The organism is Chromobacterium sinusclupearum (assembly GCF_002902845.1).
GTDB lineage: Bacteria > Pseudomonadota > Gammaproteobacteria > Burkholderiales > Chromobacteriaceae > Chromobacterium > Chromobacterium sinusclupearum.
This window is the reverse complement of the sequence record NZ_PPTF01000010.1, coordinates 25,087-47,984: the sequence shown is the minus strand read 5'-3', so window position 1 is coordinate 47,984 and position 22,898 is coordinate 25,087. Positions and strand designations below refer to the sequence as shown.

The 22,898-nt window shown below is 64.3% G+C and carries 24 protein-coding genes; 14 read left to right on the top strand and 10 right to left on the bottom strand.

Annotated features, from left to right (window positions below; all coding sequences use genetic code 11):
* Positions 1-368: 368 nt before the first annotated feature.
* Positions 369-704: a hypothetical protein gene (locus tag C2134_RS02300; protein ID WP_103317229.1), complete on the top strand. Its 336-nt coding sequence runs from the start codon at positions 369-371 to the stop codon at positions 702-704.
* 5 nt (positions 705-709) lie between these two features.
* Positions 710-1,054: a hypothetical protein gene (locus C2134_RS02295; RefSeq protein ID WP_103317227.1), complete on the top strand. Its 345-nt coding sequence runs from the start codon at positions 710-712 to the stop codon at positions 1,052-1,054.
* Between the two features lie 43 nt (positions 1,055-1,097).
* On the opposite strand, the gene C2134_RS02290 is transcribed toward C2134_RS02295, so the two are convergent.
* A complete protein-coding gene (locus tag C2134_RS02290) occupies positions 1,098-1,664 on the bottom strand; it encodes a carbonic anhydrase (RefSeq protein ID WP_103317225.1) in 567 nt (188 codons plus the stop codon).
* A gap of 209 nt (positions 1,665-1,873) precedes the next feature.
* Between C2134_RS02290 and C2134_RS02285 the strand changes: the two genes are divergently transcribed.
* The 4 genes from C2134_RS02285 to C2134_RS02270 all read left to right on the top strand — a co-directional run bounded on the left by C2134_RS02285 (position 1,874) and on the right by C2134_RS02270 (position 7,045).
* A complete protein-coding gene (locus C2134_RS02285) occupies positions 1,874-3,895 on the top strand; it encodes an NADPH-dependent 2,4-dienoyl-CoA reductase (RefSeq protein WP_103317222.1) in 2,022 nt (673 codons plus the stop codon).
* 179 nt (positions 3,896-4,074) lie between these two features.
* Positions 4,075-5,337, top strand: a complete 1,263-nt coding sequence (locus tag C2134_RS02280; protein ID WP_103317219.1) for a deoxyribonuclease II family protein — start codon at positions 4,075-4,077, stop codon at positions 5,335-5,337.
* A 163-nt stretch (positions 5,338-5,500) separates the two neighbouring features.
* Positions 5,501-5,887 (top strand): carboxymuconolactone decarboxylase family protein, encoded by a 387-nt coding sequence (locus C2134_RS02275; protein ID WP_103317217.1) that lies wholly within the window; start codon positions 5,501-5,503, stop codon positions 5,885-5,887.
* A 162-nt stretch (positions 5,888-6,049) separates the two neighbouring features.
* Positions 6,050-7,045: an extracellular catalytic domain type 2 short-chain-length polyhydroxyalkanoate depolymerase gene (locus C2134_RS02270; protein WP_103317216.1), complete on the top strand. Its 996-nt coding sequence runs from the start codon at positions 6,050-6,052 to the stop codon at positions 7,043-7,045.
* Positions 7,046-7,113: 68 nt separating this feature from the next.
* On the opposite strand, the gene aroG is transcribed toward C2134_RS02270, so the two are convergent.
* The 6 genes from aroG to C2134_RS02240 all read right to left on the bottom strand — a co-directional run bounded on the left by aroG (position 7,114) and on the right by C2134_RS02240 (position 11,543).
* Complete coding sequence (gene aroG, locus C2134_RS02265) at positions 7,114-8,178, bottom strand: 3-deoxy-7-phosphoheptulonate synthase AroG (protein WP_103317214.1); 1,065 nt, start codon at positions 8,176-8,178, stop codon at positions 7,114-7,116.
* Between the two features lie 144 nt (positions 8,179-8,322).
* Positions 8,323-8,733, bottom strand: coding sequence for an RNA polymerase-binding protein DksA (dksA, locus tag C2134_RS02260; RefSeq protein WP_043627703.1), 411 nt, complete (start codon positions 8,731-8,733; stop codon positions 8,323-8,325).
* 286 nt (positions 8,734-9,019) lie between these two features.
* The gene (locus tag C2134_RS02255; protein ID WP_103317213.1) at positions 9,020-9,325 is read right to left on the bottom strand and encodes a c-type cytochrome; all 306 of its coding nucleotides are present in this window, start codon (positions 9,323-9,325) and stop codon (positions 9,020-9,022) included.
* 75 nt (positions 9,326-9,400) lie between these two features.
* Complete coding sequence (locus C2134_RS02250) at positions 9,401-9,985, bottom strand: YggT family protein (RefSeq protein ID WP_043627706.1); 585 nt, start codon at positions 9,983-9,985, stop codon at positions 9,401-9,403.
* 9 nt (positions 9,986-9,994) lie between these two features.
* Positions 9,995-10,798: a pyrroline-5-carboxylate reductase gene (gene proC, locus C2134_RS02245; protein WP_103317211.1), complete on the bottom strand. Its 804-nt coding sequence runs from the start codon at positions 10,796-10,798 to the stop codon at positions 9,995-9,997.
* Positions 10,799-10,847: 49 nt separating this feature from the next.
* Positions 10,848-11,543 (bottom strand): YggS family pyridoxal phosphate-dependent enzyme, encoded by a 696-nt coding sequence (locus tag C2134_RS02240; RefSeq protein WP_103317209.1) that lies wholly within the window; start codon positions 11,541-11,543, stop codon positions 10,848-10,850.
* Positions 11,544-11,800: 257 nt separating this feature from the next.
* Here C2134_RS02240 and C2134_RS02235 point away from each other — a divergent pair, with 257 nt between their 5' ends.
* The 8 genes from C2134_RS02235 (at position 11,801) to C2134_RS02200 (ending at position 20,656) form a co-directional block, all read left to right on the top strand.
* On the top strand, positions 11,801-12,295 hold the full coding sequence (locus C2134_RS02235) for a putative pterin-binding protein (protein ID WP_103317207.1): 495 nt from the start codon (positions 11,801-11,803) through the stop codon (positions 12,293-12,295).
* Between the two features lie 40 nt (positions 12,296-12,335).
* Positions 12,336-14,051, top strand: coding sequence for an ATP-binding response regulator (locus C2134_RS02230; protein ID WP_158248674.1), 1,716 nt, complete (start codon positions 12,336-12,338; stop codon positions 14,049-14,051).
* A gap of 175 nt (positions 14,052-14,226) precedes the next feature.
* The gene (locus C2134_RS02225) at positions 14,227-15,264 is read left to right on the top strand and encodes a type IV pilus twitching motility protein PilT (protein WP_103317203.1); all 1,038 of its coding nucleotides are present in this window, start codon (positions 14,227-14,229) and stop codon (positions 15,262-15,264) included.
* Positions 15,265-15,356: 92 nt separating this feature from the next.
* On the top strand, positions 15,357-16,493 hold the full coding sequence (locus tag C2134_RS02220; RefSeq protein WP_103317201.1) for a PilT/PilU family type 4a pilus ATPase: 1,137 nt from the start codon (positions 15,357-15,359) through the stop codon (positions 16,491-16,493).
* Positions 16,494-16,517: 24 nt separating this feature from the next.
* Positions 16,518-18,131 carry a response regulator gene (locus tag C2134_RS02215; protein ID WP_103317199.1) on the top strand — a complete coding sequence of 538 codons (1,614 nt, stop codon included), beginning with the start codon at positions 16,518-16,520 and terminating at the stop codon, positions 18,129-18,131.
* Positions 18,132-18,235: 104 nt separating this feature from the next.
* The gene (locus tag C2134_RS02210) at positions 18,236-19,849 is read left to right on the top strand and encodes a response regulator (protein ID WP_103317197.1); all 1,614 of its coding nucleotides are present in this window, start codon (positions 18,236-18,238) and stop codon (positions 19,847-19,849) included.
* On the top strand, positions 19,846-20,199 hold the full coding sequence (locus C2134_RS02205) for a 2'-5' RNA ligase family protein (protein ID WP_158248673.1): 354 nt from the start codon (positions 19,846-19,848) through the stop codon (positions 20,197-20,199). Before C2134_RS02210 ends, C2134_RS02205 begins: the two co-directional genes overlap by 4 nt.
* Before the next feature lie 256 nt (positions 20,200-20,455).
* Positions 20,456-20,656 carry a 2'-5' RNA ligase family protein gene (locus tag C2134_RS02200; protein WP_103317193.1) on the top strand — a complete coding sequence of 67 codons (201 nt, stop codon included), beginning with the start codon at positions 20,456-20,458 and terminating at the stop codon, positions 20,654-20,656.
* On the opposite strand, the gene moaE is transcribed toward C2134_RS02200, so the two are convergent.
* From moaE to fba, 3 genes are all read right to left on the bottom strand, one after another.
* Positions 20,628-21,125 carry a molybdopterin synthase catalytic subunit MoaE gene (gene moaE, locus C2134_RS02195; RefSeq protein ID WP_103317191.1) on the bottom strand — a complete coding sequence of 166 codons (498 nt, stop codon included), beginning with the start codon at positions 21,123-21,125 and terminating at the stop codon, positions 20,628-20,630. The two genes, C2134_RS02200 and moaE, sit on opposite strands and share 29 nt — an antisense overlap.
* A 1-nt stretch (position 21,126) precedes the next feature.
* Positions 21,127-21,378 (bottom strand): molybdopterin converting factor subunit 1, encoded by a 252-nt coding sequence (gene moaD, locus C2134_RS02190; protein ID WP_103317190.1) that lies wholly within the window; start codon positions 21,376-21,378, stop codon positions 21,127-21,129.
* Between the two features lie 410 nt (positions 21,379-21,788).
* Positions 21,789-22,853, bottom strand: a complete 1,065-nt coding sequence (gene fba / locus C2134_RS02180) for a class II fructose-bisphosphate aldolase (protein WP_043627725.1) — start codon at positions 22,851-22,853, stop codon at positions 21,789-21,791.
* Positions 22,854-22,898 lie beyond the last annotated feature (45 nt).

Sequence of the window (22,898 nt, the reverse complement as noted above, 5' to 3'; positions counted from 1 at the left end):
GAAATGCAACAGCCATCAGTCCCCGGCGCCTGACGAGAAAAACAGCCACAACCAGCAGGAAAATAAATTTAAATGCCAATATCTTTTTTATTGATAGATATAAGCAACAAAATCAACAATTAAGACATTTTTTACTTAAATGGATTTCATAAAATATTTTATTGGCATTATTTCGCTTAACCAGCGGCTATCCTGTGAAAATTTAAATATTCAGCAGGTATCCATTTCGATTTTTGTTCGTTTCAATTTACAAAACAGCCTTGTACAGAAAATTTTGGCTTAACTATTATTGACACGCTCCCGTTTTATCGCCCATCGAATGGGCATGTGCGGGCGCGACAAAATTCAATTCTGATCAATGGTTCATCATGCAAATCAAGACTCTTCCGCTGCTTGCCGTAACGGTGCTGTCGCTGTCCGCCTGCTCCTCGTTCAAGGCCACTATTTTGCCGCAACAGAACAATACCTATTCCGCGGTCGCCATGGCGGATAATGCCAAGGACGCGCTGGATAACGCGGTGGGCAAAGCCAACGAAATCTGCAAGGACCAGAAGAAGAAACTGGTGGTGCTGAATCGAGAAGATGAGTCGAAGAACGATGGCGACAGCGCGCTGACGCAAATGGCCAAGAGCGTAGCCAGCTATGTGCTGCCGATCCGCAGCGATCAGGACTACAAGACCACGCTGCTGTTCCGTTGCGAGTAAACAGCATGCGTTGGAATCTTTTACTGCTGGCGGCGGCCTTGTCGCCGTTGGCCGCTTGTAGCCAGCTGCAGCAAACCGCCAGTGACCTGGGCGCCACCGCGCAGGTCAATCTCAGCGCCTCGTCCGACCAGACCTATCTGCTGCATGGCCAGGGCAGCACCAGCCAGGCCGTGACGCGTGCCGTGTCGAAAAAGGCCAACCAGGTTTGCATGAATCTGGGAATGAAAGTGGGGCAAATGACGCGGGCCGATCTGGATGGCGACGCCGGCGCCGAAGACAGCAGCCTGCAACCCAGGCAACTGAACGGCCAGTACCAGCTGGCAGTGCGTTTCTCCTGCCAGCCGTACTAGGCGCAAACGGACCCGCAACGGGTCCGTTTTCTACATCCGGCCGTCAGGCCGGAATCGCCTCCGCCTTGCCGTCCAGCGCCATCAGATAGCTCTCCACCGCCAGTTGCGGGTGCTTGTCCAAGATGGCCCGCCGCAAGGTCTTCAGCGCCGTGGCGTGGATTTCCGTTTCCTTCGCCGGCTCCTTGGCGAAGTCTTCATCGAACACCACCTTGTAGGCGCCGCAATCGCGATGGTCCAGCAACACCACTTTCTTGATGTGGTGCAGGTCTATCGCCACGCCCAGATGCTGCCAGAAGGTGGTGTTCCAGGCTGGAAATTTGTCGGTGATGGAAATCAGCGAAGCGCCGGCCAGCACGATGTGGTCGTAGTTGTCGCGCAGGCCCATGCCGTTCATGAAGGCGGCGGTTTCATCGACCAGCCGGTAATCCATGCAGGACAGCAGCAGCACGTCGGTGCCCTTGGCCGCCCAGGCCGTGCGCGGCACAAAGCTGCCCAGCAGCATGGCGCCGCCGCCCAGCGTGGCCAGCTTCAGGAAGCCGCGGCGGCCCAGCGGGCGCTGCTGCAGCGGGGTCAGGCAATCCGTGTGAGCGTGGTGCGTTTCTTGGCACATCTTTATTCTCCTTTGTTAGCGACGACGCCAGTCGTCTGCGGCGATTATAGTCAGGTACAACAGCACAATGACAGGTGATTGCGCGGTGCTTGCGTTGACAACTTACTTACCAGTAAGTATCTTGGCCAACAGGGTTGACATCGCCAGACGAATCAAAGGCTTGGGCGCGCCCCGCCCGAGCCGCTACATAACGGACACGAGGAAGAAACATGAGCGCTTACCCGCACCTGCTGGCCCCGCTGGACCTGGGCTTCACCACGCTGAAAAACCGCGTGCTGATGGGTTCGATGCACACCGGCCTGGAAGAATCCCCGAACGGGTTCGAAAAAATGGCCGCCTTCTACGCCGAGCGCGCCCGTGGCGGCGTGGCGCTGATCGTCACCGGCGGTGTCGGCCCCAATGCCGAGGGCTGCGTGGCGGAAGGCGCGGCCCAGCTTTCGGACGAGCATGAAGTGCCCCAGCACAAGCTGGTGACCGACGCCGTGCATGCCGCCGGCGGCAAGATCGCGCTGCAAATCCTGCACTCCGGCCGTTACAGCTTCCAGGAAAAGTGCGTGTCGGCCTCGCCCTTGATCGCGCCGATCAACTTCTACAAGCCGCGCGAGCTGTCCGACGCCGACATCTGGCAAACCATCGCCGATTTCGCGCGCTGCGCCAAGCTGGCGCAGCAGGCCGGCTACGACGGCGTCGAGGTGATGGGCTCGGAAGGCTATTTGATCAACCAGTTCATCGCCCGCGCCACCAACAAGCGCAGCGACGACTGGGGCGGCAGCTTTGAAAACCGCATCCGCTTCGCCATCGAAACCGTCAAGGCGGTGCGCGCGGCGGCCGGCCCCAACTTCATCATCATCTACCGGCTGTCCATGCTGGACCTGGTGCAGGACGGCAGCACCTGGGACGAAGTCGCCCACCTAGCGCGCGAAATCGAAAAGGCCGGCGCCACCCTGATCAACACCGGCATCGGCTGGCACGAAGCCCGCGTGCCCACCATCGCCACCATGGTGCCGCGCGGCGGCTTCGCCTGGGTGACCAAGAAGCTGATGGGCCAGGTGAAGATCCCGCTGATCACCACCAACCGCATCAACACGCCGGAAGTGGCCGAGGACATCCTGGCCAGCGGCTGCGCCGACATGGTATCGATGGCGCGCCCCTTCCTGGCCGATCCGGACTTCGTCAACAAGGCGGCGGCAGGCCGCGGCGACGAGATCAATACCTGCATAGGCTGCAACCAGGCCTGTCTGGACCACATCTTCCAGGGCAAGCTGACCTCCTGTCTGGTCAACCCGCGCGCCTGCCGCGAAACCGAGCTGAACTACGAAACCGCCGCCGCGCCCAAGAAGCTGGCTGTCGTCGGCGCCGGCCCGGCCGGCCTGGCCTTCGCCACCGTCGCCGCCCAACGCGGCCACAGCGTCACGCTGTTCGATTCGGCCAATGAGATCGGCGGCCAGTTCAACGTGGCCAAGCAGATTCCGGGCAAGGAAGAGTTCTATGAAACCATTCGCTACTTCAAGCGCCGCATCGAAACCACCGGCGTCGAGCTGAAGCTGAACACCCGCGTCGCCGCCGCCGATCTGGCCGGCTTCGACGAAGTCATCCTGGCCACCGGCATCGCGCCGCGCACGCCGGCCATCCCGGGCGTGGACCACCCGATGGTGCTGAGCTATCTGGACGTGCTCAAGCACAAGAAGCCGGTGGGCAAGAAGGTAGCCATCATCGGCGCCGGCGGCATCGGTTTCGACACCGCGGAATACCTGTGCCACGAGGGCCAGTCCACCTCGCTGAACACCGAGGCCTTCATGCGCGAATGGGGCGTGGACATGACGGGCGACACCGCTGGCGGCCTGACGCCGCAAGGCCCGCAGCCGCACAAGAGCCCGCGCGAGGTCTACCTCTTGCAACGCAAGACCAGCAAGGTGGGTGAAGGCCTGGGCAAGACCACCGGCTGGATCCACCGTGCCAGCCTGCAGATGAAGCGGGTGCGGATGCTGTCCGGCGTGAGCTACGACAAGATCGACGATGCCGGCCTGCACATCACGGTCAAGGGCGAATCGCAGGTGCTGCCAGTGGACAATGTGGTGATCTGCGCCGGCCAGGACCCGCTGCGCGAGCTGCTGCAGCCGCTGCAGGACGCAGGCAAGCCGGTGCACCTGATCGGCGGCGCAGACGTGGCGGCCGAACTGGACGCCAAGCGCGCCATCGACCAGGGCTCGCGCCTGGCCGCCGCCATCTGATCGCGCCCCACTATCTGCCACGCCCCCGCCACGCGGGGGCGTTTTCATTACAAACAGAGGAAAACGTTAAGGAATGTTTCTAACCAGATCATCTTAACGCTGCTTACACAATACTCAATCAGCATGGCGCGCGGCCATGAAACGGCCGCTTCACATCAAACAATATCTGGAGAAACGCCATGACTGTTCCCCCAACCTTACGCCGCGCCGCCTTGGCCGCGGCGCTCAGCCTCGCCGCGCTGCCGGCGCTCGTCCACGCCGCCCCGTCTCCCATGCTGGACGCCAGCCACCCGGTCAACTGGTGGTTCGCCTTCAAGTTCAACGCCGCGTCCTTCCCCGGCTGCGGCGGTTCGGCCCAGGTGGACAGCTGCCAGTTCGGCGGCAGCCCGCAGGACTACACCAGCGGCAACGGCTTCAGCCAGCAGTTCGTCTACGCCAGCAGCAGCCAGCCCAGCCTGAGCCAGGGCGGCGGCTGTGTGGGCGACACCACGACTGACCCTGTCGGCGCGACATTCAAGCAGATTTACAACGGCACGCTCAATTACGTGGTGTGGAACGACCAGTTCTATGGCGATCCGGCCATTCCCTCCTGCTCCGGCGCTTCCTGCGGCGCGCCGTGGGGCCACTCCAAGGGTGTGCTGGCGTGGGACAACCAGGGCAACGGCGTGGTGATGCAGGTGAGCACGCCGTCGTGGCCGGCCTCCGGCAGCGCGCAGTATCCGCGCGGCAGCGACGGCAACACCCTGGGCTGTGTGCAGGACAACGACGTCAAGGTCAGCCAGCATTTCTTCGCGCTCAAGCTGAGCCACGCCGACACGCTGGCCGTGTTGCAGGGCCTGGCCAACGCCAGCGTGGTGACCGACCCGGGCAACCCGCAGATCGTCAAGAACGGCGGCCCGGCCGATATCCAAAATGCGGTCAGCCAGCTGGGGCAGCAGTCTGACAGCTCGACGCCGCAAGTCAGCAAGCTGTCCAGCGGGGTCACGCTGATCGCCAAGCCGTCGGCGCTGCAGGTGCCGCCGTGGCAACTGGTGTCGGCCGAACTCGGCGGCGTGCCGCTGCGCGCGGCCACCTGGTGGGAGGGCAGCAAGAGCATCGCCATCCCCTCCACCAGCCGCGCCGGCGCGCCGGCCTGCTGGGACAGCAGCCTCCCGACGCCGGGCCCGGTGGCCATCGCCACTTCCGGCAGCTGGGCCGGACGCTCGTTCTCGCTGAAAGGCGGCATGGGCTACAACTTCAACCACGCCAAAATAGGCGTGAGCACCGGCAACGGCACCGCCTACGCCATCTTCGGCGACATGAACCAGGAGGGCGCGCTGTCCGGCAACTGCGCCAGCGCCCAGAACGGCCGCGGCGGCCTGTTCTTCGCCCTGCCCAACGCCACGCTGGCGAGCTCGATCGCCAAGCTGATCGGCGGCAGCACCGCCGCCGCCGCGCGCTGATCTCCAATAGCGCCGCCGGAGCCGGCGATCGACAGGCCGGCTCCGGCATTCAAAACCTGCGCGAACAAGTGATCACACTCCAGCCTGGTTTATCTGACGGCAAGCTTTGGCGACACTGAATGCCAGATGCATGTGCATCATCCAACCAGCAAGGAGCTTAGCCATGATTCGCCAAGACGCGCAGTATCAGCAGGGCCTGGAGTTGATCGAATTTCTGCACGGCGGCCATAGCGGCGGCGAGCGGGTGGCGGCGGTGGCCGACATCAGCCCCGACTTCGCCGACATGACCATCGCCTGGGCCACCGGCCACATCCTGACCCGCCCCGGCCTGGATCTCGCCACTCGCGAGCTGATCCTGGTGGCGGCTTGCGCCACCCAGGGTTTCGCGCTGGCGCAACTGGTGGCGCACGCCGAGGCGGCGCTGCGCGCCGGCGCCAGCCGACAGCAGATTCTGGAAACCATTCTGCAGCTGACCTTTTACGCCGGCGGGCCGGCAGTCAGCAACGCGCTGGTGGCGCTGAAAGACGTGCTGGCGGAACCGCAAGCCTGAGGCGGCTAGCTGGGCCGGCAACTGGCCAATAGACGCCGATTCGACAATTGTCATTGCCATTTCTGCCGGCATTTGCCATTTTCATCATGAACACCGCTTGCAAGCGCTGCATTGGCTTTTCCATCCCGCCGGCCCGCGCCGGCACGTTCTTGAGGAGCGTTCATGACCCGAAAATCCTTGCTATGCCTGGCTGTCCTGCTGGCGCCCATGGCCTGGGCGGCCGATCCGCTGCCGGCCTTCCATGGCGATCCAAACCAGTCCTCGGTATCCGGCTTGTCCTCCGGCGCCTTCATGGCGGTGCAATATCAGGTCGCTTATTCCGCCTCTGTGGTCGGCGCCGGCGTGGTAGCCGGCGGACCATACTACTGCGCCAAAGGCGCGCTCGCCGGCGCCGGCCCCTGCATGAATACGGGCCAGCCGCCAGCCGCCGCCCAGTTGCTCAAATCGGCCAAACAGTTTGCCGCCAAAGGCGAGATCGACCCGCTGGACAAGCTGGCCCGGCGCCGCGTCTACCTGTTCAGCGGCAGCAACGACAACACGGTGAAGACCCAGGTGGTGGATGTGGCGGCGGAGTTCTTCCGCCAGGCCGGCATGCCGGCCGGACAGATCGCCTACGAACGCCGCCTGCCGGCCGGCCATGCCCAGATCACGCCGGCCTTCGGTAACGACTGCAGCGTCACCGCCTCGCCCTACATCAACCATTGCGAATGGCAAGGCAAAGGCTATGACCAGGCCGGAGTGCTGCTGCAGCACATCTACGGCCCGCTGCAAGCCAAGGCGCAAGCGCTGACCGGCCATATCGTCCGCTTCGACCAGAAGCCGTACGCCGCCTCCGGCAGCAGCCTGGCCGACGAAGGCTTCGTCTATGTGCCGCGCGCCTGCGCCGAAGGCGAGACCTGCAAGGTGCATATCGCGCTGCATGGCTGCCAGCAGTACGCCGGCAAGGTGGGCGACGATTTCTACGCCCACACCGGCTACAACAACTGGGCCGACAGCAACCACATCCTGGTGCTGTATCCGCAGACCACGACCTCGCTGAAGAATCCGCAGGGCTGCTGGGACTGGTTCGGCTACACCGGCCCGGCCTATGCCTGGAAGAAGGGCCTGCAAATGCAGGCGATCAAGCAGATGGCCGACCATCTGGTCTCGGCGCGCTAGCGGCAAGCTTTCCGCCGCACAAGACAATGCCCCGCAAGCGGGGCATTGTCTTTGAGTCACGCCAAGACTTACTCAGCCTGCAGGGCGCGGCGAGCCTTGATCGCGTCGGCCAGCTGGGTCAGCAGTTTTTCCGTGTCGTCCCAACCCAGGCAGCCATCGGTGATGCTCTGGCCGTACTTCAGCTCGCAACCGGGTTTCTGATCCTGGCGGCCCTCTACCAGATGGCTCTCCACCATCACGCCGAAGATGCTGCGGTCGCCGCCGGCGATCTGGCCGGCCACATCGGCGCTGACTTCCATCTGACGACGATAGTCCTTGCGGCTGTTGGCGTGGCTGAAATCCACCATCAGCTTGTGCGACAGGCCCACGGCGGTCAGCTCGGCGGCGGCGGCGCGCACGTGCTCGGCCGAGTAGTTGGGTTCCTTGCCTCCGCGCAGGATGACGTGGCAGTCCGGGTTGCCGCCGGTGGACACGATGGCGGAATGGCCGGTCTTGGTCACCGACAGGAAATGGTGCGGCACGCTGGCGGCGCGAATGGCGTCCACCGCGATCTTCAGGTTGCCGTCGGTGCCGTTCTTGAAGCCTACCGGGCAGGACAGGCCGGACGCCAGCTCGCGGTGCACCTGGCTCTCGGTGGTGCGGGCGCCGATGGCGCCCCAGCTGATCAGGTCGGCGAAATACTGCGGCGTGATCATGTCGAGGAATTCGGTGGCGGCCGGCATGCCCAGGTTGTTCAGCGTCAACAGCAGGCGGCGCGCGATGCGCAGGCCGGCGTTGATGTCGTAGGACTCGTTCAGGTGCGGATCGTTGATCAGGCCCTTCCAGCCCACCGTGGTGCGCGGCTTCTCGAAATACACGCGCATCACCACCACCAGCTCGCCAGCCAGCGCCTGGCGCAGCGGCGCCAGCTTCTGCGCGTATTCGATCGCGGCGTCGGTATCGTGGATGGAACAGGGGCCGATCACCACCAGCAGGCGGTCGTCCTCGCCGCGCAGCAGCGCCGCGATGTCGCGCCGGGTGTTGTAGATCAGTTCGGAGGCGGATTCGCTGATCGGCAGCTCATACAGGTGGGCGATCGGAGGAAGCAGTTCCTTGATCTCGCGGATTCTGACGTCATCGGTCTGGCGTTGCATGCGGTTGTCCCTTGGCTATGTCGTTTTCTGCATAGCAGCAAGATAACCGGATTTGTCCGCCCTAGACAACCGCCGGCTGGCACAATGCGAAAAGCGCCGCGGCCCGAAGGCGGCGGCGCTTGGCGCAAAACGGATGAATGGCGATCAGTCGGCGTACTGGCGCTTCATGCGCTCGCGGCGCTCCTGGGCCTCCACCGACAGCGTGGCGGTGGGGCGCGCCATCAGGCGCTTCAGGCCGATCGGCTCGCCGGTGTCTTCGCAGAAACCGTAGGAACCGTCTTCGATCTGGCGGATGGAGGCCTGGATCTTTTGCAGCAGCTTGCGCTCGCGGTCGCGGGTGCGCAGCTCCAGGGCGTACTCTTCCTCCAGCGTCGCGCGATCGGCCGGATCGGGCGTGGCTTCCTGTTCTTGCAGATGGTTGGCGGTAGCGTTGGCGTTTACCAGCAACTCCTGCTGCATCTGCAACAACCGGTCCTTGAAAAACTCAAGGTGGTCGGCGTTCATGTAGTCATCGCCTTCCCAGTTGAGGATATCCTGTTCGGTCAGCTTGGCCATGTTTGGTGCTTCCAGCATAGAGTTGGCAACAGGCGGAGAAGATTACCGGCGGGCCAATATTTGCGCAACTGTCTTGAGCCTGAATCCCAATAATTACTCTCGACTGCTATCATTTTTTATAGCCCGGCCCGGTATCAATAACAAGTCCGCCCGAATTTCAGTTCAAATCAATAGGGACGTCGTTTTCGACCGGTCATTCCCATACAAGTTCAAAGGCGGCCGGAGCCGCCTTTTTAGCGAAGAAAAACCGTTGCGGTTTCGCATCGCCACTATCCACGCCAGGGATTTATTTCTGGCTCAATACCCACTTCACCAGCGCTTTCAGGTCGGCATCCGGAATATTCGGATGCGGGGTCATCGGAATCGGACCCCATACGCCGGAACCGCCGTTCTTCACCTTGGCCACCAGCGCCGCCTCGGCGCCTTTCTGGCCGGCATATTTCTTGGCCACGTCCTTGTAAGCCGGGCCGACGATTTTCTTGTCGACTGCATGGCAGGCGGTACAGCCATACTTCTGCGCCAGTTGCATATTCGCCATGGCCGGCGCGGCGGCGGCGCCCAGCAGCAGGGCGGCGAGCAGGGTCTTCTTCATCTTGATGCTCCCTATCGTTTCACGGTGCCGCCGGCAAAGACCGGCAGCTGTCAAAAGTATGACAAATAACCCGTCTTACTGGATGACCACTTTGAGTTGGGTCAAGAAACCCGTTTCCAGCATGCGCACCGGCAGCATCATGATCACTTGGATCACCAGCAACAGCAACAGCGGCGACAGGTCCACCCCGCCCACCACTGCGCGGCGGAACGGCCGCAGGAACGGCCGGGTCAGGCTGTCCAGCACCGGCGCGATCGGGTTGTACGGATTGATCCAGCTCATCACGGCCTGCACGATCACCGCGCCCATCAGCAGGGTCAGCGACTGCTTGAACACCTCCAGCAGCGACAGCAGCGCCAGCGCCACCCACACCTGCGGGAAGGCGAACACCTCAGGCAGCGAGCCCAGGAGCAGCATCAGGATATTGGCCAGCAGGCATACCAGCCAGGCCAGCAGCATGGTGGCGGTGTCGTAATTGCGCACCGACGGCACCAGCTTGCGCGCCGGCAGCACCAGGAAATTAGTGGCGGCCATCACGAACTGGCACAAGGGGTGCTTGAACGGCGCGCGCGCCACCTGCAGGTAGAAGCGCAGCAGCAACACCAGCACGAACAGGCCGGACAGGGTCTTGATCAGGAACTGCAGCGTATCGAAAAACATGATTGCGGTTTACTCCTGGCTGAGTTGTTGACCCATTTCGATCGAGCGCTCGCGGCAATCCATCGCGCCGGCGATGATGGCCGCCTTGACGCCCTCGGCTTCGAAGCGCGCGATGGCGCGCTCGGTGGTGCCGCCCTTGGACATCACGTTCTGCCGCAAGGTAGCCACCGGCAGCGGGCTTTGCCGCGCCAGCTCCACCGCGCCGTCGAAGGTGGCCAGCACCAGTTCGCGCGCCTGCGCCTCGGCAAAGCCGGCCTTGAGCGCGGCCTCGATCATGCTTTCGATGAAGTAGAACACATAGGCCGGGCCGCTGCCGGAGACGCAGGTAATATCGTCGATGCCGGTCTCGTCGTCCAGCCACACGGTCAGGCCCGCGGCCCGCATGATGATTTCAGCCGCCTGGCGGTCCGCCGCGGCTATCGCGGCGTCGGCATACAGGCCGGATACGCCCTTGCCCACCATGGCCGGCGTATTCGGCATGACGCGCACGATGCGGCCGCTGCCCAGCCAGCGCCGCAGCGCGTCCAGGCGGATGCCGGCGGCGATGGACACCACCAGCGCGCCATTCAGCCGCGGCGCGAGTTCCAGGCACAATTCGCGCAGTTGCTGCGGCTTGACCGCCAGCACCACCACGTCGTTGGCAGAGAGGCTCGCCGGCAGCGTTTGGCCGCCGCTGCAGCCGAAATCGGCCGCTAATTGGTCCAGCTTGTCTTGCTGATGCTCCACCACATGGATGCGGTGGCCGCCCTGGCGGGCCAGCCCGCCTATGATGGCGCCGGCCATATTGCCGCCGCCGATGAAGGTGATTTGCATGGTGTCCTCTGGACGCGTTGCGGCGCCGGCCGCGCCGACGCCAATAAACTCAATGGCTGTAGTGTCTGTGGCCGAAAATGGCCGAACCCACGCGCACCAGCGTGGCGCCTTCGGACACCGCCAGCTCCAGGTCGGCCGACATGCCCATCGACAAGGTGTCCAGCGCCAGGCCCTCGGCGTTCAGTTGCTCCCGCAGCCGCCGCAAAACGGCGAACTGGGCCGCCAGCTTGGCCGCGTCCTCGGTTGGCTCCGGAATGCACATCAGTCCGCGTAGCCTCAGCCTCGGCATGGCCGCCGCCGCGCGCGCCAGGGCCAAGGCCTCTTCCGGCGCGCAGCCGCTCTTGCTGTCTTCGCCGGAAACATTGACCTGCACGCATATGTTCAGCGGCGGCAGCGCGTCCGGCCGTTGCGCCGACAAGCGCTCGGCGATCTTGGGCCGGTCTACCGAATGCACCCAGTGCGCGCGTTCGGCGACCACGCGGGTCTTGTTCGACTGCAGGGGACCGATGAAGTGCCATTCTACCGCCAGGTCGGCGAGCGCCTCGCATTTCTGCTGCAGTTCCTGCACGTAGTTTTCGCCAAAGGCGCGCTGGCCCAAGGCGAAGAGGTCGCGGATATCGGCCGCGGGAAAAGTCTTGCTGACGGCGAGCAGGGCAACCGCGTCATCGGCGCGGCCAGCGGCTGCGCACGCCGCGCGCAGCCGCGACTGCACCTGCGACAAGCGGGATGAGAGGGAATCTGTCATGTATAGGGGTCCGAGAGCGAATACCGGCCGTGGCCGGATGACGACTGCGTTATCGCGAAGATTGTAGGGAAAGCGGCCGCGGATCACAATCGAACACCCCATCGCGCCATGGGCCGCGGCAGTGAACGCCGCACGATGCAGCCACATTCTATCTTGTTTCAATGGAAATAATATCAATCAGCCAGATATTACAGATGCATGTTGAAAGCCAGCCATCTGCGGTATGATGGTTGCCCCGCTTCCGCTGAATCTCCGCCATGATTATCAGACTGATCGGTATTTCGTTGCTCGCCGCTTGGCTCTCTCTCCCCGTTCAGGCGCAATCGAATCCGATTATCCTGACCGTTTCCGGGCATATCAGCCGATATACCGACCCGCAGCAGAAAACCTATCAGTTCAGCGAGGCGGATTTACAGGCTTTGCCGCAGCATAAAATCGTCACGCAAACCAGCTGGACCCCGAAATCGACATTTTCCGGCCCGCAGCTGCGGGATATTCTGCAAAAAGTCGGCGCCAGCGGCGGCCAGGTCAAACTAACGGCGCTGAATGATTACACCTACACCATCGCCGCCAAGGAACTGGTCCAGTACGGCGTGATTTTGGCGCGGGAGCGGGACGGCCGGAAAATGGACATTGCCGAGCGCGGACCGCTGTGGCTGATCTATCCGCTGGACAATATGCCTAGCCAGCTGCGCGGACCGCTGCTCGACGCCAAACTGGTTTGGCAAGTCAACCGCATCGATATCCGCTGAGGCCGCGATGCCGACATCCCGCCCCTCGCCAGAAGAGAACATGGGCCGCCGGTTCCGCGCCGCCTGGAAAGGCGCCTCTCCCAGCATGCTGATGCTGTTATTCGTCGTCGCCTCCGGCATCTATCTGGCGACGGAGCGCTTCGTCGCGGCGCGCGCGCTGCCGCCGCACGGCGACGATCTGTACTGGAGCGTGGCGCAGCTGCAAGTGGAGCTGGAACGCTCGCGCGCCGAGCTGGAGCGGCTGCGCGCCGGGGAGATCGACGCCAGCCAGGCGCAGACTCGGCTGGCCATCGCCCAGAGCCGCACGCTGGACTTCCTGCTGCCGTCGCCGGTCAGCCGCCAGCTAGGCGGCATCAACGGTTTCGCTGCGCTGACCGAGCAGCTGCAACGCTTCTTCCACGACGAACGCGTACGCCACCCGCAACCGGCCGACGCCGCGGCGCTGGTCGCCGCCATCGACCAGCTGCGGCCGACGCTGGCCGAGTTCGCCGTGCAGTCGCGCGTGGCCGAGGTCGGCGCCCGCGAAGCGCGCAACCGCGAGCAGGAGCGCAATCAGCACCTGATGTCGCTGTGGTTCGCGCTGTGGGTGGCCATCTGCATCGTCATCCTCGGCCTGCTGTACCGCTACCAGAACGCCCGCCGCGACGTCGCCTCGCACCAGGCATTGTTGGAGCAGGAGCGCGCCGCCCACCAGGCGACGGTGGCGGCCGAGCTGGACCGCACCACCTTCCTCGCCACCATCAGCCACGAAATCCGCTCGCCGCTGCAGACGATGCAGGTCTGCGTCGAACTGATCGAGCCGCAGATCGCGTCCGGCAGCAAAACCTATGCCGCGTTGTCGCGGCTGAAGTCCAGCATGGCGCACTTGATGACCCAGGTGCGCGACATCATGGACATTTCCGCCATCCACAACATGCAGTTCCGGCTGCAGCCGGAGGACGTCGACCTCGCCCAGATACTGCATGAGGCGATAGACGCCTACCGGGTGCAGCTGGAAGGCAAGGGGCTGCAGCTGAGCGTGGCGCTGGAAGACCTGCCGCCGCTGGCGCGGCTGGATGGCTGCCGGCTGCGCCAGATCGTCGGCAACCTGATCTCCAACGCCATCCGCTACACCGACCACGGCGCGGTAACGGTCGCGGCGCGCGTGGAAACCGCGGACGGCCTGTCCGTGTTGGAAGTCCGCGTCGCCGACACCGGCATCGGCGTGCCGGCCGACCTGCAGTCGCGCATCTTCCAGCCGTTCTTCCAGGGTCGCCAGCGCCGGCCCGGCAGCAGCGGGCTGGGACTGGCCATCGTCAAGGAGCTGGTGCGGCTGCTGGGCGGGGAAATCGCCCTGCGCAGCGAGGAAGGCCGCGGATCAGAATTCTCTGTGCGGCTGCCCATCCAGCTGACGCTAGCCGCGTCGGACAAGACCATTCTGCTGGTGGATGACGACCCGAATATCCGCGAGCCCTTCGCCGACTGCCTGGCGCTGGATGGCTATGCGGTAACCACCGCCGCGACGGCCGCGGAGGCCTGTCGGCGGCTGCGGGAGCAGGCCTTCGGCGTCGTCCTGCTGGATATGCAGCTGGGCGCGGACAGCGGCTACGATGTGGCGTCCAAGGCGCGCGACGGTCTGAATCGCGCCGCGCGGCTGATCGCGATGACCGCCTATCCGGAAGAGTACAGCGACCCGCGCGCCGCCTGGTTCGACGAAAGGCTGGAAAAGCCGTTTGACCTGAGCCGCTTGCGCGCCAGCCTGCGCCAGCGCGGCTAGAGGCTGTTGACATAGGAGCATCCTCCGGGATGCGTTTCCGGCACACGCGCCCGGCGCGATGCGCGATTTTGTTGCGCCAGCTGCCCGCTACGCTTGAGAATGCACGGATAATCGCGCCCGTCCGCCGCCGCGCCGCGGACGAGGGCGCGTCCGCAATCTCGCAACGGGTCTCGATATGGAAATCTCCGAGCTGCTGGCTTTCACCGTCAAGAACAAGGCCTCCGACCTGCACCTGTCGGCCGGCCTGCCGCCCATGATCCGGGTCAATGGCGACATCCGCCGCATCAACCTGCCGCCGATGGACCACCATGACGTGCACGACATGGTGTACGACATCATGAACGATTATCAGCGGAAGATTTTCGAAGACACCTACGAGTGCGACTTCTCGTTCGAGCTGCCCGGCATCGCCCGCTTCCGGGTCAACTCTTTCATCCAGAACCGCGGCATGGCCTCGGTGTTCCGGGTGATTCCCAGCAAGGTGCTGACGCTGGAGCAGCTGGCGGCGCCCAGAATCTTCCAGGAGATCGCCTCCCTGCCGCGCGGCCTGGTGCTGGTGACCGGCCCCACCGGCTCCGGCAAGTCGACCACGCTGGCCGCGATGATAGACTATGTCAACGAAAACGAGTTTTCGCACATTCTTACTGTGGAAGACCCGATTGAATTCGTCCACGAAAGCAAAAAAAGCCTGATCAACCAGCGCGAGCTCGGCCTGCAGACCCACAGCTTCGCCAACGCGCTGAAGAGCGCGCTGCGCGAAGACCCGGACGTGATTCTGGTGGGCGAATTGCGCGATCTGGAAACGATAAGGCTGGCGCTGACCGCGGCCGAAACCGGCCACCTGGTGTTCGGCACCTTGCACACCAGCAGCGCCGCCAAAACCATAGACCGTATCGTCGACGTGTTCCCGGCCGGGGAAAAGGAAATGGTGCGCTCCATGCTGTCCGAGTCGGTGCGGGCGGTGATCGCGCAGACGCTGTTGAAGACCAAGGACGGCCAGGGGCGGGTGGCGGCGCATGAGATCATGATGGGCACGCCGGCCATCCGCAACCTGATCCGCGAGAACAAGATCGCGCAGATCAATTCGATGATCCAGACCGGCCAGCAGCACGGCATGCAGACGCTGGACCAGTGTCTGGCCGATCTGGTCCGGCGCAACGTGGTCTCGCCCGTCGAAGCCCGCGCCAAGGCCAGCAACAAGGACGCGTTCTGAAGCCGGACGCGCAACCGCACCCCGGTCAAAATCCCCCGCAGCCGCCAGCGGCCGCGGGCTAAACTGGAAGCAGCCAAGCAGGATACGCCGCCATGGAAAAAGACCAGGCCTCCAAATTCATCCACGATCTGCTGAAACACGCGATCGGCAAGAACGCCTCGGACGTCTTCATCTCGCCGGAATTTCCGCCGGCGATGAAGATCGACGGCAAGATCACCCCGGTGGCGCCGCAGCCCTTGTCGGCCCAGCAGAGCAAGGAGCTGGTGCGTTCAGTGATGAACGACCGCCAGACCGAGGAATTCGAGTCCAAAAAAGAAGCCAATTTCGCCATCAATCCGCCGGGCATCGGCCGCTTCCGCGTCAGCGCCTTCGTGCAGCAGGGCATGGTGGGCATGGTGCTGCGCAAGATCAACACCGAAATTCCGAACCTCGACCAGCTGAACCTGCCCGAGGTGCTGAAGGATGTCGCGCTGATCAAGCGCGGGCTGGTGATCTTCGTCGGCGGCACCGGCTCCGGCAAATCCACCTCGCTGGCCGCGCTGGTCGACTGGCGCAACAGCACCAATCAGGATCACATCATCACGGTGGAGGATCCGATCGAATACGTGCACACGCACAAGAAATCCATCGTCACCCAGCGCGAGATCGGCGTCGATACCGAAAGCTGGGAAATCGCGCTGAAGAACACGCTGCGCCAGGCGCCCGACGTCATCCTGATGGGCGAGATCCGCGACCGCGAAACCATGAACTACGGCTTGCAGTTCGCCGAGACCGGCCACCTGTGCCTGGCCACCATGCACGCCAACAACGCCAACCAGGCGCTGGACCGCATCCTCAACTTCTTCCCGGAAGAGCGCCACCAGCAGGTGCTGATGGACCTGTCGCTGAACATGCGCGCCATCGTTTCGCAGCGGCTGGTGCCGCACAAGGGCGGCACCGGCCGCGTGGCAGCGGTGGAAATCCTGCTCAACAGCCCGCTGGTATCGGACATGATCTTCAAGGGCGAGATCGCCAGCCTGAAGGAAGTGATGGCGCGCTCGCGCGAAGCCGGCATGCAGACCTTCGACCAATCGCTGTTCGAACTGTACGAGGCCGATCTGATCAGCTACGAGGACGCGTTGCGTAACGCGGACTCCATCAACGACCTGCGCCTGAGAATCAAGCTGTACAGCGAAAACGCCCGCAATCGGGACCCGCTGGAAGGCATAGACCACCTGGATATCGTTTGACCCGGCGCAACGCCGTTATTCACCATGCCTCTTGATAACAACACCACTGTCCTGATCATCGAAGACTCCCACACCGTGCGCCAGAGCCTGCGCAGCATGCTGTCCACCGCCGGCATCACGCGTTCGGAGGCCGTCAGCAACGCCAGCGAAGCGCGCAACCGCCTGCGCGGCAAGAACTACGACGTCGTGCTGTGCGACTACAACCTGGGCGAAGGCATGGATGGCCAGGAGCTGCTGGAAGCGATGCGCAAGGGCGGCAACCTGCCGATCTCCACCATCTGGATCATGATCACCGGCGAGCGCCACTACGAGCGGGTAGTCGCCGCCGCCGAAATGGCGCCGGACGACTATATTTTGAAACCATTCGCCTCGCAGATGCTGCTGGACCGGATGAACCTGGCCCACCAGCGCAAGATTTTCCTGGCGCCGGCCCACAAACTGGTGATGCAGGGCAAGCCGGAGCAGGCGATCCAGGTTCTGCGGCAGCTGGCGCGCGAAGCGCAGAACCCGCAATACCGGCTCGATGCCCAGCGGCTGGCCGCCGAGCTGTTGGTCAACGAGGGCCGCCAGAGCGAGGCGCTGACCATCTACCAGGAGCTGCTGAGCATGCGGGTGATCCCCTGGGCCAAGATGGGCGTGGCGCGCATCGTCGCCGAACAGGGTGAAACCCAGGAGTCCAACGCGCTGCTGCGCGAGATCATCGCCGACGCGCCGCGCTACACCGACGCGTACGACCTATTGGCGCAGAACCTGATCGACGACGGCCAATACCAGACCGCCGCCGTGGTGCTGGAAAAGGCGGTGGCCATTTCGCCGCGCAATTTCCACCGTCTGAAGAGCTGCGGCACCGCGCTCTTGCGCTGCGGCGATCCGGCCAAGGCCGCCGACTACCTGCAGCGCGCGGTGGAAATCGGCCGCAACAACAATTTCTTCGGCCCGGACATACTGGTGGACCTGCTGCAGGCTTTCAGCGAAAGCGGCCAGACCCAGCAATTGGACCGCCTGCAGGCCGAAATCGCCGGCCGGGTAGACGAGTTGCCCGGCGGCCAGATGACGATGGCGGTCTGCCGCGCCATGACCGCGCTGGCGCAAAACCGCCCGGCCGACGCGCTGGCGCAGCTGCAAGCGGTGGCCGAGTCGCTGCGCGCCCGCGAGACAGATTTTTCCTGCGCCCAGCGCTTTCTCTCAGCCGCAGTGCGGCTGCCGCCGGAACAGAGCAGCGAGCTGCCGCCGCAATGGGCGCACAGCATAGGCCTGCGCTTCGCCGACGGCCGCCACGAGCTGGGCACGCTGCTGGAAATCGCCCACAAGCATCCGGCCTGCCACGAAGCCATCCAGACCGCCTACGACACGCTGCAAACCGAGAGCAACAAGGCAGTAGAACTGGCCAGCAACGGCATGCTGGAAGAAGCGGCCGCCATGTTGTACCTGCTGTCGCAGAAAACCTTGAACGAACGGATCAGCATGAACGCCTGCGCGCTGCTGCTGCGCACCTGCGAAACCCGCAGCAAGGCCAAGCAGCCGTTCCCCGAGGAGGAAAAACAGGTGCAACAGCTGCTGCACTGGCTGCCGGAAGAAAACGAGCGTGTGCGCGGCTTCGTGCGGCGCCACCAGGCGCTGAACCCAGACCTCGAGTAAGCATCCGCTCGAATGAGAACAAGCAGCGCCTAAACTGAACCCATACCCCGGCCGCGCATGTGCGGCCTATCCGCCATCCCAACAGCGCTGTCGCGAGATTCAATATGGCATTCGATGAAAACACCACGGTCCTGATCGTCGAAGACGCCCTCACCATGGCGCAGGGCATGCGCGCCATCCTGGCCATGGCCGGCGTCACCCAAACCGAAACCGCCAGCAACGCTTCCGACGCGCAAGGCCGGCTGCGCGGACGCCGTTACGACGTCGTGCTGTGCGACTACAACCTGGGACACGGCATGAACGGCCAGGAACTGCTGGAAGCGATGCGCAAGACCGGCGCGCTGTCGCTATCCACCCTGTGGGTGATGATCACAGGCGAACGCCACTATGGCCAGGTGATGAGCGCCGCCGAAATGACCCCGGACGACTACGTGCTCAAACCGTTCACCGCCCAGCAGCTGCTGGACCGGCTGGAGGCCGCGGCGCGGCGCAAGGCCTGGCTGACGCCGGCGCACAAGCTGCTCGACAAGGGCAGGGCGGAGCAGGCGATCCAGACGCTGCTGGACCTGGCGCAGCAGGCCCAAAGCCGCCAGCAGCGGCTGGACGCGCTGCGGCTGTGCGGCGAGCTGCAAACGCGCGAGGGGCAGTACGAGGCGGCCCTGGAGCTGTATCGCGCGGTGCTGGCCCAAGCCGATCTGCCCTGGGCCAAGATGGGCGTGGCGCGCATCCTGGCGGAGCAGGGCGATGGCGCCGGCTCCAGCGCGCTGCTGGACCAGGTCCTCGCCGCCGCGCCGCGCTACACCGAGGCCTACGACCTGCTGGCGCAAAATCTGGTCGACGACGGCGACTACGCCCAAGCCTCCACCGTGCTGGAAAAAGCCGTGGCCTTGTCGCCGCGCAATTTCCAGCGCCTGCACTGCTTCGGCACCGCGCTGCTGCGCAGCGGCGAAGCGACCCGCGCGGTGGAGCCGCTGCAAAGAGCGGTCGATATCGGCCGCAACAACAGCTTCTTCGGACCCGACGCGATGGTCGATCTGCTGCAGGCGCGCTGCGTCAGCGGCCAGACCCAGCAACTGGACCGGCTGCAAAGCGACATCGCCGCCCGTCAGGAAGAACTGGCCGGCGGCCCGCTGACCATGGCCGTCTGCCGCGCGCTGACGGCGCTGGCGCAGCAACGGCCGGCCCAGGCGCTGGAGCAGCTGCGGGAGGCAGCGCAATGGCTGCTGGCGCCGGAAGTGGACTTCAACAGCGCGCAGCGCTTCCTGTCCGCAGCGGTCCAACTGGCGCCGAGCGAAGGCGGCGAGCAGACGCCGCAATGGGCGCGGCTGATCGGCCTGCGCTTTGCCGATGGCCGCCACGAACTGGGCACGCTGCAGGAGATCGCCCAGGCGCAGCCGGCTTGCGGCGAGGCCATCGCCCAAGCCTACGCCGAGTTGCAAGAGCATAGCCGCGCCGCATTGGCGCAAGCCAACCAGGGCGAGCTGGAGCAAGCGGCGCGCATGCTGCACCGCGAAGCGATGCGCACCCTGAACAGCCGGCTGGGCCACTACGGCTGCGCCATGCTGCTGCGCATCGCGGAAAACCGGCGCGAAGCCGGCCAGCCCAAGGGCTGGGAAATGGCGTCGCTAGACGAGCTGCTGGACTGGCTGCCGCAGAACAACGAGCGGGCGCGCGGCTTCGTCAAGCGGCGCCAGGCGCTGCTGGGTCCGGGCGATTGAGAGCGTTCCTCGCCTGTCTGCCGCCGCAAGCGTGCCTGGCCACGCTGCAAGCCTGGCAGCGCCAGCTGCAGCGACTGGGCGGCGGCCGCCCCCTGCCTGCCCGCCAGCTGCATCTGACGCTGGCCTTTCTGGGCGAAGTGACGCCGCTGCAATTGCAAAGAGCCGCAGACTGCGCCTCTTGGGCCACGCCCAGCTTACCGGACGCCATCACGCTGGATGCTTGCGGCAGCTGGCACGATGTGGGCTGGTGCGGACCGCTCCACCCTCCGCCGGAGCTGGGCGCATGGGTGAACGCGCTGAAAGACGAATTGCGCGCGGCGGGCATCGCGCTGGAAGCTAGGGGCTGTTGACGTTTGGTGAGTGGATCGCGTTTGCGCCGATTTGGGCCGGAAGCAAGGCGCACAGTCCGACGCATAGTCATTCTATGCAAGGGCTGGGCAACGCGGCTTCCGGCCCAAAGCGGCCAAACCCGCAGGGCCGGGCGCCTTTCGCGCCGACTCCTCGTTGTTCCGCGCTGGCAGAGAATGACTATGCGGCGCGCGATACGCCTGGATTCGCCGCAAAACGCATCCCGGCGCGACCGCTCACCAAACGTCAGCAGCCCCTATGCCATACCGGCCGCACCTGACCCTGCTGCGCCATCTGGCGCGGCCGCTGCCGCAACAGGCTCTTCCGCCGCTGGTCATGCCTTTGCGCGAAGTCAGCTTATTCGCCTCCGTCCTGTGCCCCGGCGGCGCCCGCCATTACCGGCTGGATGGCTGGCCGGTGCCGGCGTTCGTCACGCGGGCTTCAGCGGCGGGGGATTAGGGCCAGCCGCCTGATCCCAGCGCGCGGCGGCGGTTTCGTCGCTGGTCTTGGCGTCCACCCAGTGGCGACTGCCATCGGCCAGGACTTCGCACTTCCAGAACGGCGCCTGCCGTTTCAGGTAATCCATCAGAAACGACGCGGCCTCAAAGGCGTCGCGCCTGTGGCTGCTGGCCGTCACCACCAACACGATATTGTCGCCCAGCGTCAGCCGGCCCACGCGATGAATCAGCGTCACACCCTTCAGCGACCAGCGCTGGCGCGCCTCGCGCACGATGTCGGCCAGGGCCTTTTCGGTCATCCCCGGATAATGTTCCAGCTCCAGCGCCACCACGTCCTGGCGGTCGCCATGGTCGCGCACCAGGCCGGAGAAGCTGACCACCGCGCCGCAAGCCGGATTGGCCGACCAGCGCCTCACCTCGGCCCCGACGTCGAAATCCTCGCCCTGCACCCGGATGTGGTTGACCGCCATCTCAGCCCCCGGTGACCGGCGGAAACACCGCCACTTCGTCGCCATCGGCCAACGGCGTGTCCAGGCCGGCCATCTCCTGGTTCACCGCCACGCGGAATACCTTGTCGGCGGCCAGTTCCAGCGCCCAGACATGGCCGCGCTGGCGCAATTCGGTCAACAGCTCCGCCACGGTGGCGGCGTCGCTGTCCAGTTGCTCGCTCTCCACGCCCAGCGTCTCGCGCAGACGGGCGAAATACAGCAGGTTCAGTTTCATTGCCCCTCCTCCCGGCCCCTGCGGACCATTTTGGTGATGGCAGCAGTGTAAGCAAACCACAGGGTGCGGAAAAGGACGACGATCAAGAGCCAGGCGGATGGCGGCCTCTCCGCTATCAACCTACTCCTTCGCGCAACCGTTGCAAAATGCTGATGGCTGTTGCTTAGGCTTCTCCAGCCGTCCGCCGCCATGGCGCGAAACTCAAATGCAGAACCATGCTGTCTCCTCAAAAAAAAACCCGCCTCGCGGGCGGGTCGGGTAAGCCGTATGGCAGGACAGTCGCATGGCGGACTGCGCTGCATACAATCCCTTTTCCTGAAATGACAAATGAATTATCGCAGATCATCACTTCAGGTGACAAGAGCTTTTACACTGTTCTTACAAACAGCTGTCGCATCGTGTCACAGGACTCAGCGCACGATTTGCGCCAGCTCGCCTTTCAGGTACTTGTCGGCCATCGCGTCCAGGCTGATCGGCTTGATCTTGCTGGCCATGCCGGCCGCGCCAAACGCCTCGTAGCGGGCGATGCAGACATCGCGCATCGCTTCGATGGTCTTGGCCAGGTATTTGCGCGGGTCGAATTCGGCCGGGTTCTTGGCCATGAACTGGCGGATGGCGCCGGTGGAGGCCAGACGCAGGTCGGTGTCGATGTTGACCTTGCGCACGCCGTGCTTGATGCCTTCAACGATTTCCTCAACCGGCACGCCGTAGGTTTCGCCCAGATCGCCGCCGTACTGGTTGATGATCTGCAGCCATTCCTGCGGTACGCTGGAGGAGCCGTGCATCACCAAGTGGGTATTGGGGATGCGGGCGTGGATTTCCTTGATGCGGTCGATGCGCAGCACGTCGCCGGTGGGCTTCTTGGTGAACTTGTAGGCGCCGTGGCTGGTGCCGATGGCGATGGCCAGGGCGTCCACGCCGGTGTCCTTGACGAAACGGGCGGCTTCTTCCGGATCGGTCAGCAGTTGGCTGTGATCCAGCACGCCAGCGGCGCCGACGCCGTCTTCCTCGCCGGCCATGCCGGTTTCCAGGCTGCCCAGGCAGCCGATTTCGCCTTCCACCGACACGCCGCAGGCGTGGGCGAAGCTGACCACGGTGCGGGTCACGCCGACGTTGTAGTCATAGTCGGCCGGGGTCTTGCCGTCGGACTTCAGCGAGCCGTCCATCATCACCGAGGAAAAGCCCAGCTGGATGGAACGCTGACAGACGTCCGGGCTCACGCCGTGGTCCTGGTGCATCACCACCGGAATGTGCGGGAATTCTTCCACCGCGGCCAGGATCATGTGGCGCAGGAAGGGCGCGCCGGCGTATTTGCGGGCGCCGGCGGAAGCCTGCACGATCACCGGGGCGTTCACCTTGTCGGCGGCCTCCATGATGGCGCGCATCTGCTCCAGGTTGTTGACGTTGAAGGCCGGCAGGCCGTAGCTGAATTCAGCCGCGTGATCCAGCAGCTGGCGCATGGAAACGAGTGCCATGAATCTCTCCCTCGTGAGCCCCGCCACGGCGGGGCCAGTTCGAAA

Coding starts and splice junctions, on each gene's coding strand:
- C2134_RS02300 (WP_103317229.1), top strand. CDS start 369: ATGCAAATCAAGACTCTTCCGCTGCTTGCCGTAACGGTGCTGTCGCTG.
- C2134_RS02295 (WP_103317227.1), top strand. CDS start 710: ATGCGTTGGAATCTTTTACTGCTGGCGGCGGCCTTGTCGCCGTTGGCC.
- C2134_RS02290 (WP_103317225.1), bottom strand. CDS start 1,664: ATGTGCCAAGAAACGCACCACGCTCACACGGATTGCCTGACCCCGCTG.
- C2134_RS02285 (WP_103317222.1), top strand. CDS start 1,874: ATGAGCGCTTACCCGCACCTGCTGGCCCCGCTGGACCTGGGCTTCACC.
- C2134_RS02280 (WP_103317219.1), top strand. CDS start 4,075: ATGACTGTTCCCCCAACCTTACGCCGCGCCGCCTTGGCCGCGGCGCTC.
- C2134_RS02275 (WP_103317217.1), top strand. CDS start 5,501: ATGATTCGCCAAGACGCGCAGTATCAGCAGGGCCTGGAGTTGATCGAA.
- C2134_RS02270 (WP_103317216.1), top strand. CDS start 6,050: ATGACCCGAAAATCCTTGCTATGCCTGGCTGTCCTGCTGGCGCCCATG.
- aroG (WP_103317214.1), bottom strand. CDS start 8,178: ATGCAACGCCAGACCGATGACGTCAGAATCCGCGAGATCAAGGAACTG.
- dksA (WP_043627703.1), bottom strand. CDS start 8,733: ATGGCCAAGCTGACCGAACAGGATATCCTCAACTGGGAAGGCGATGAC.
- C2134_RS02255 (WP_103317213.1), bottom strand. CDS start 9,325: ATGAAGAAGACCCTGCTCGCCGCCCTGCTGCTGGGCGCCGCCGCCGCG.
- C2134_RS02250 (WP_043627706.1), bottom strand. CDS start 9,985: ATGTTTTTCGATACGCTGCAGTTCCTGATCAAGACCCTGTCCGGCCTG.
- proC (WP_103317211.1), bottom strand. CDS start 10,798: ATGCAAATCACCTTCATCGGCGGCGGCAATATGGCCGGCGCCATCATA.
- C2134_RS02240 (WP_103317209.1), bottom strand. CDS start 11,543: ATGACAGATTCCCTCTCATCCCGCTTGTCGCAGGTGCAGTCGCGGCTG.
- C2134_RS02235 (WP_103317207.1), top strand. CDS start 11,801: ATGATTATCAGACTGATCGGTATTTCGTTGCTCGCCGCTTGGCTCTCT.
- C2134_RS02230 (WP_158248674.1), top strand. CDS start 12,336: ATGGGCCGCCGGTTCCGCGCCGCCTGGAAAGGCGCCTCTCCCAGCATG.
- C2134_RS02225 (WP_103317203.1), top strand. CDS start 14,227: ATGGAAATCTCCGAGCTGCTGGCTTTCACCGTCAAGAACAAGGCCTCC.
- C2134_RS02220 (WP_103317201.1), top strand. CDS start 15,357: ATGGAAAAAGACCAGGCCTCCAAATTCATCCACGATCTGCTGAAACAC.
- C2134_RS02215 (WP_103317199.1), top strand. CDS start 16,518: ATGCCTCTTGATAACAACACCACTGTCCTGATCATCGAAGACTCCCAC.
- C2134_RS02210 (WP_103317197.1), top strand. CDS start 18,236: ATGGCATTCGATGAAAACACCACGGTCCTGATCGTCGAAGACGCCCTC.
- C2134_RS02200 (WP_103317193.1), top strand. CDS start 20,456: ATGCCATACCGGCCGCACCTGACCCTGCTGCGCCATCTGGCGCGGCCG.
- moaE (WP_103317191.1), bottom strand. CDS start 21,125: ATGGCGGTCAACCACATCCGGGTGCAGGGCGAGGATTTCGACGTCGGG.
- moaD (WP_103317190.1), bottom strand. CDS start 21,378: ATGAAACTGAACCTGCTGTATTTCGCCCGTCTGCGCGAGACGCTGGGC.
- fba (WP_043627725.1), bottom strand. CDS start 22,853: ATGGCACTCGTTTCCATGCGCCAGCTGCTGGATCACGCGGCTGAATTC.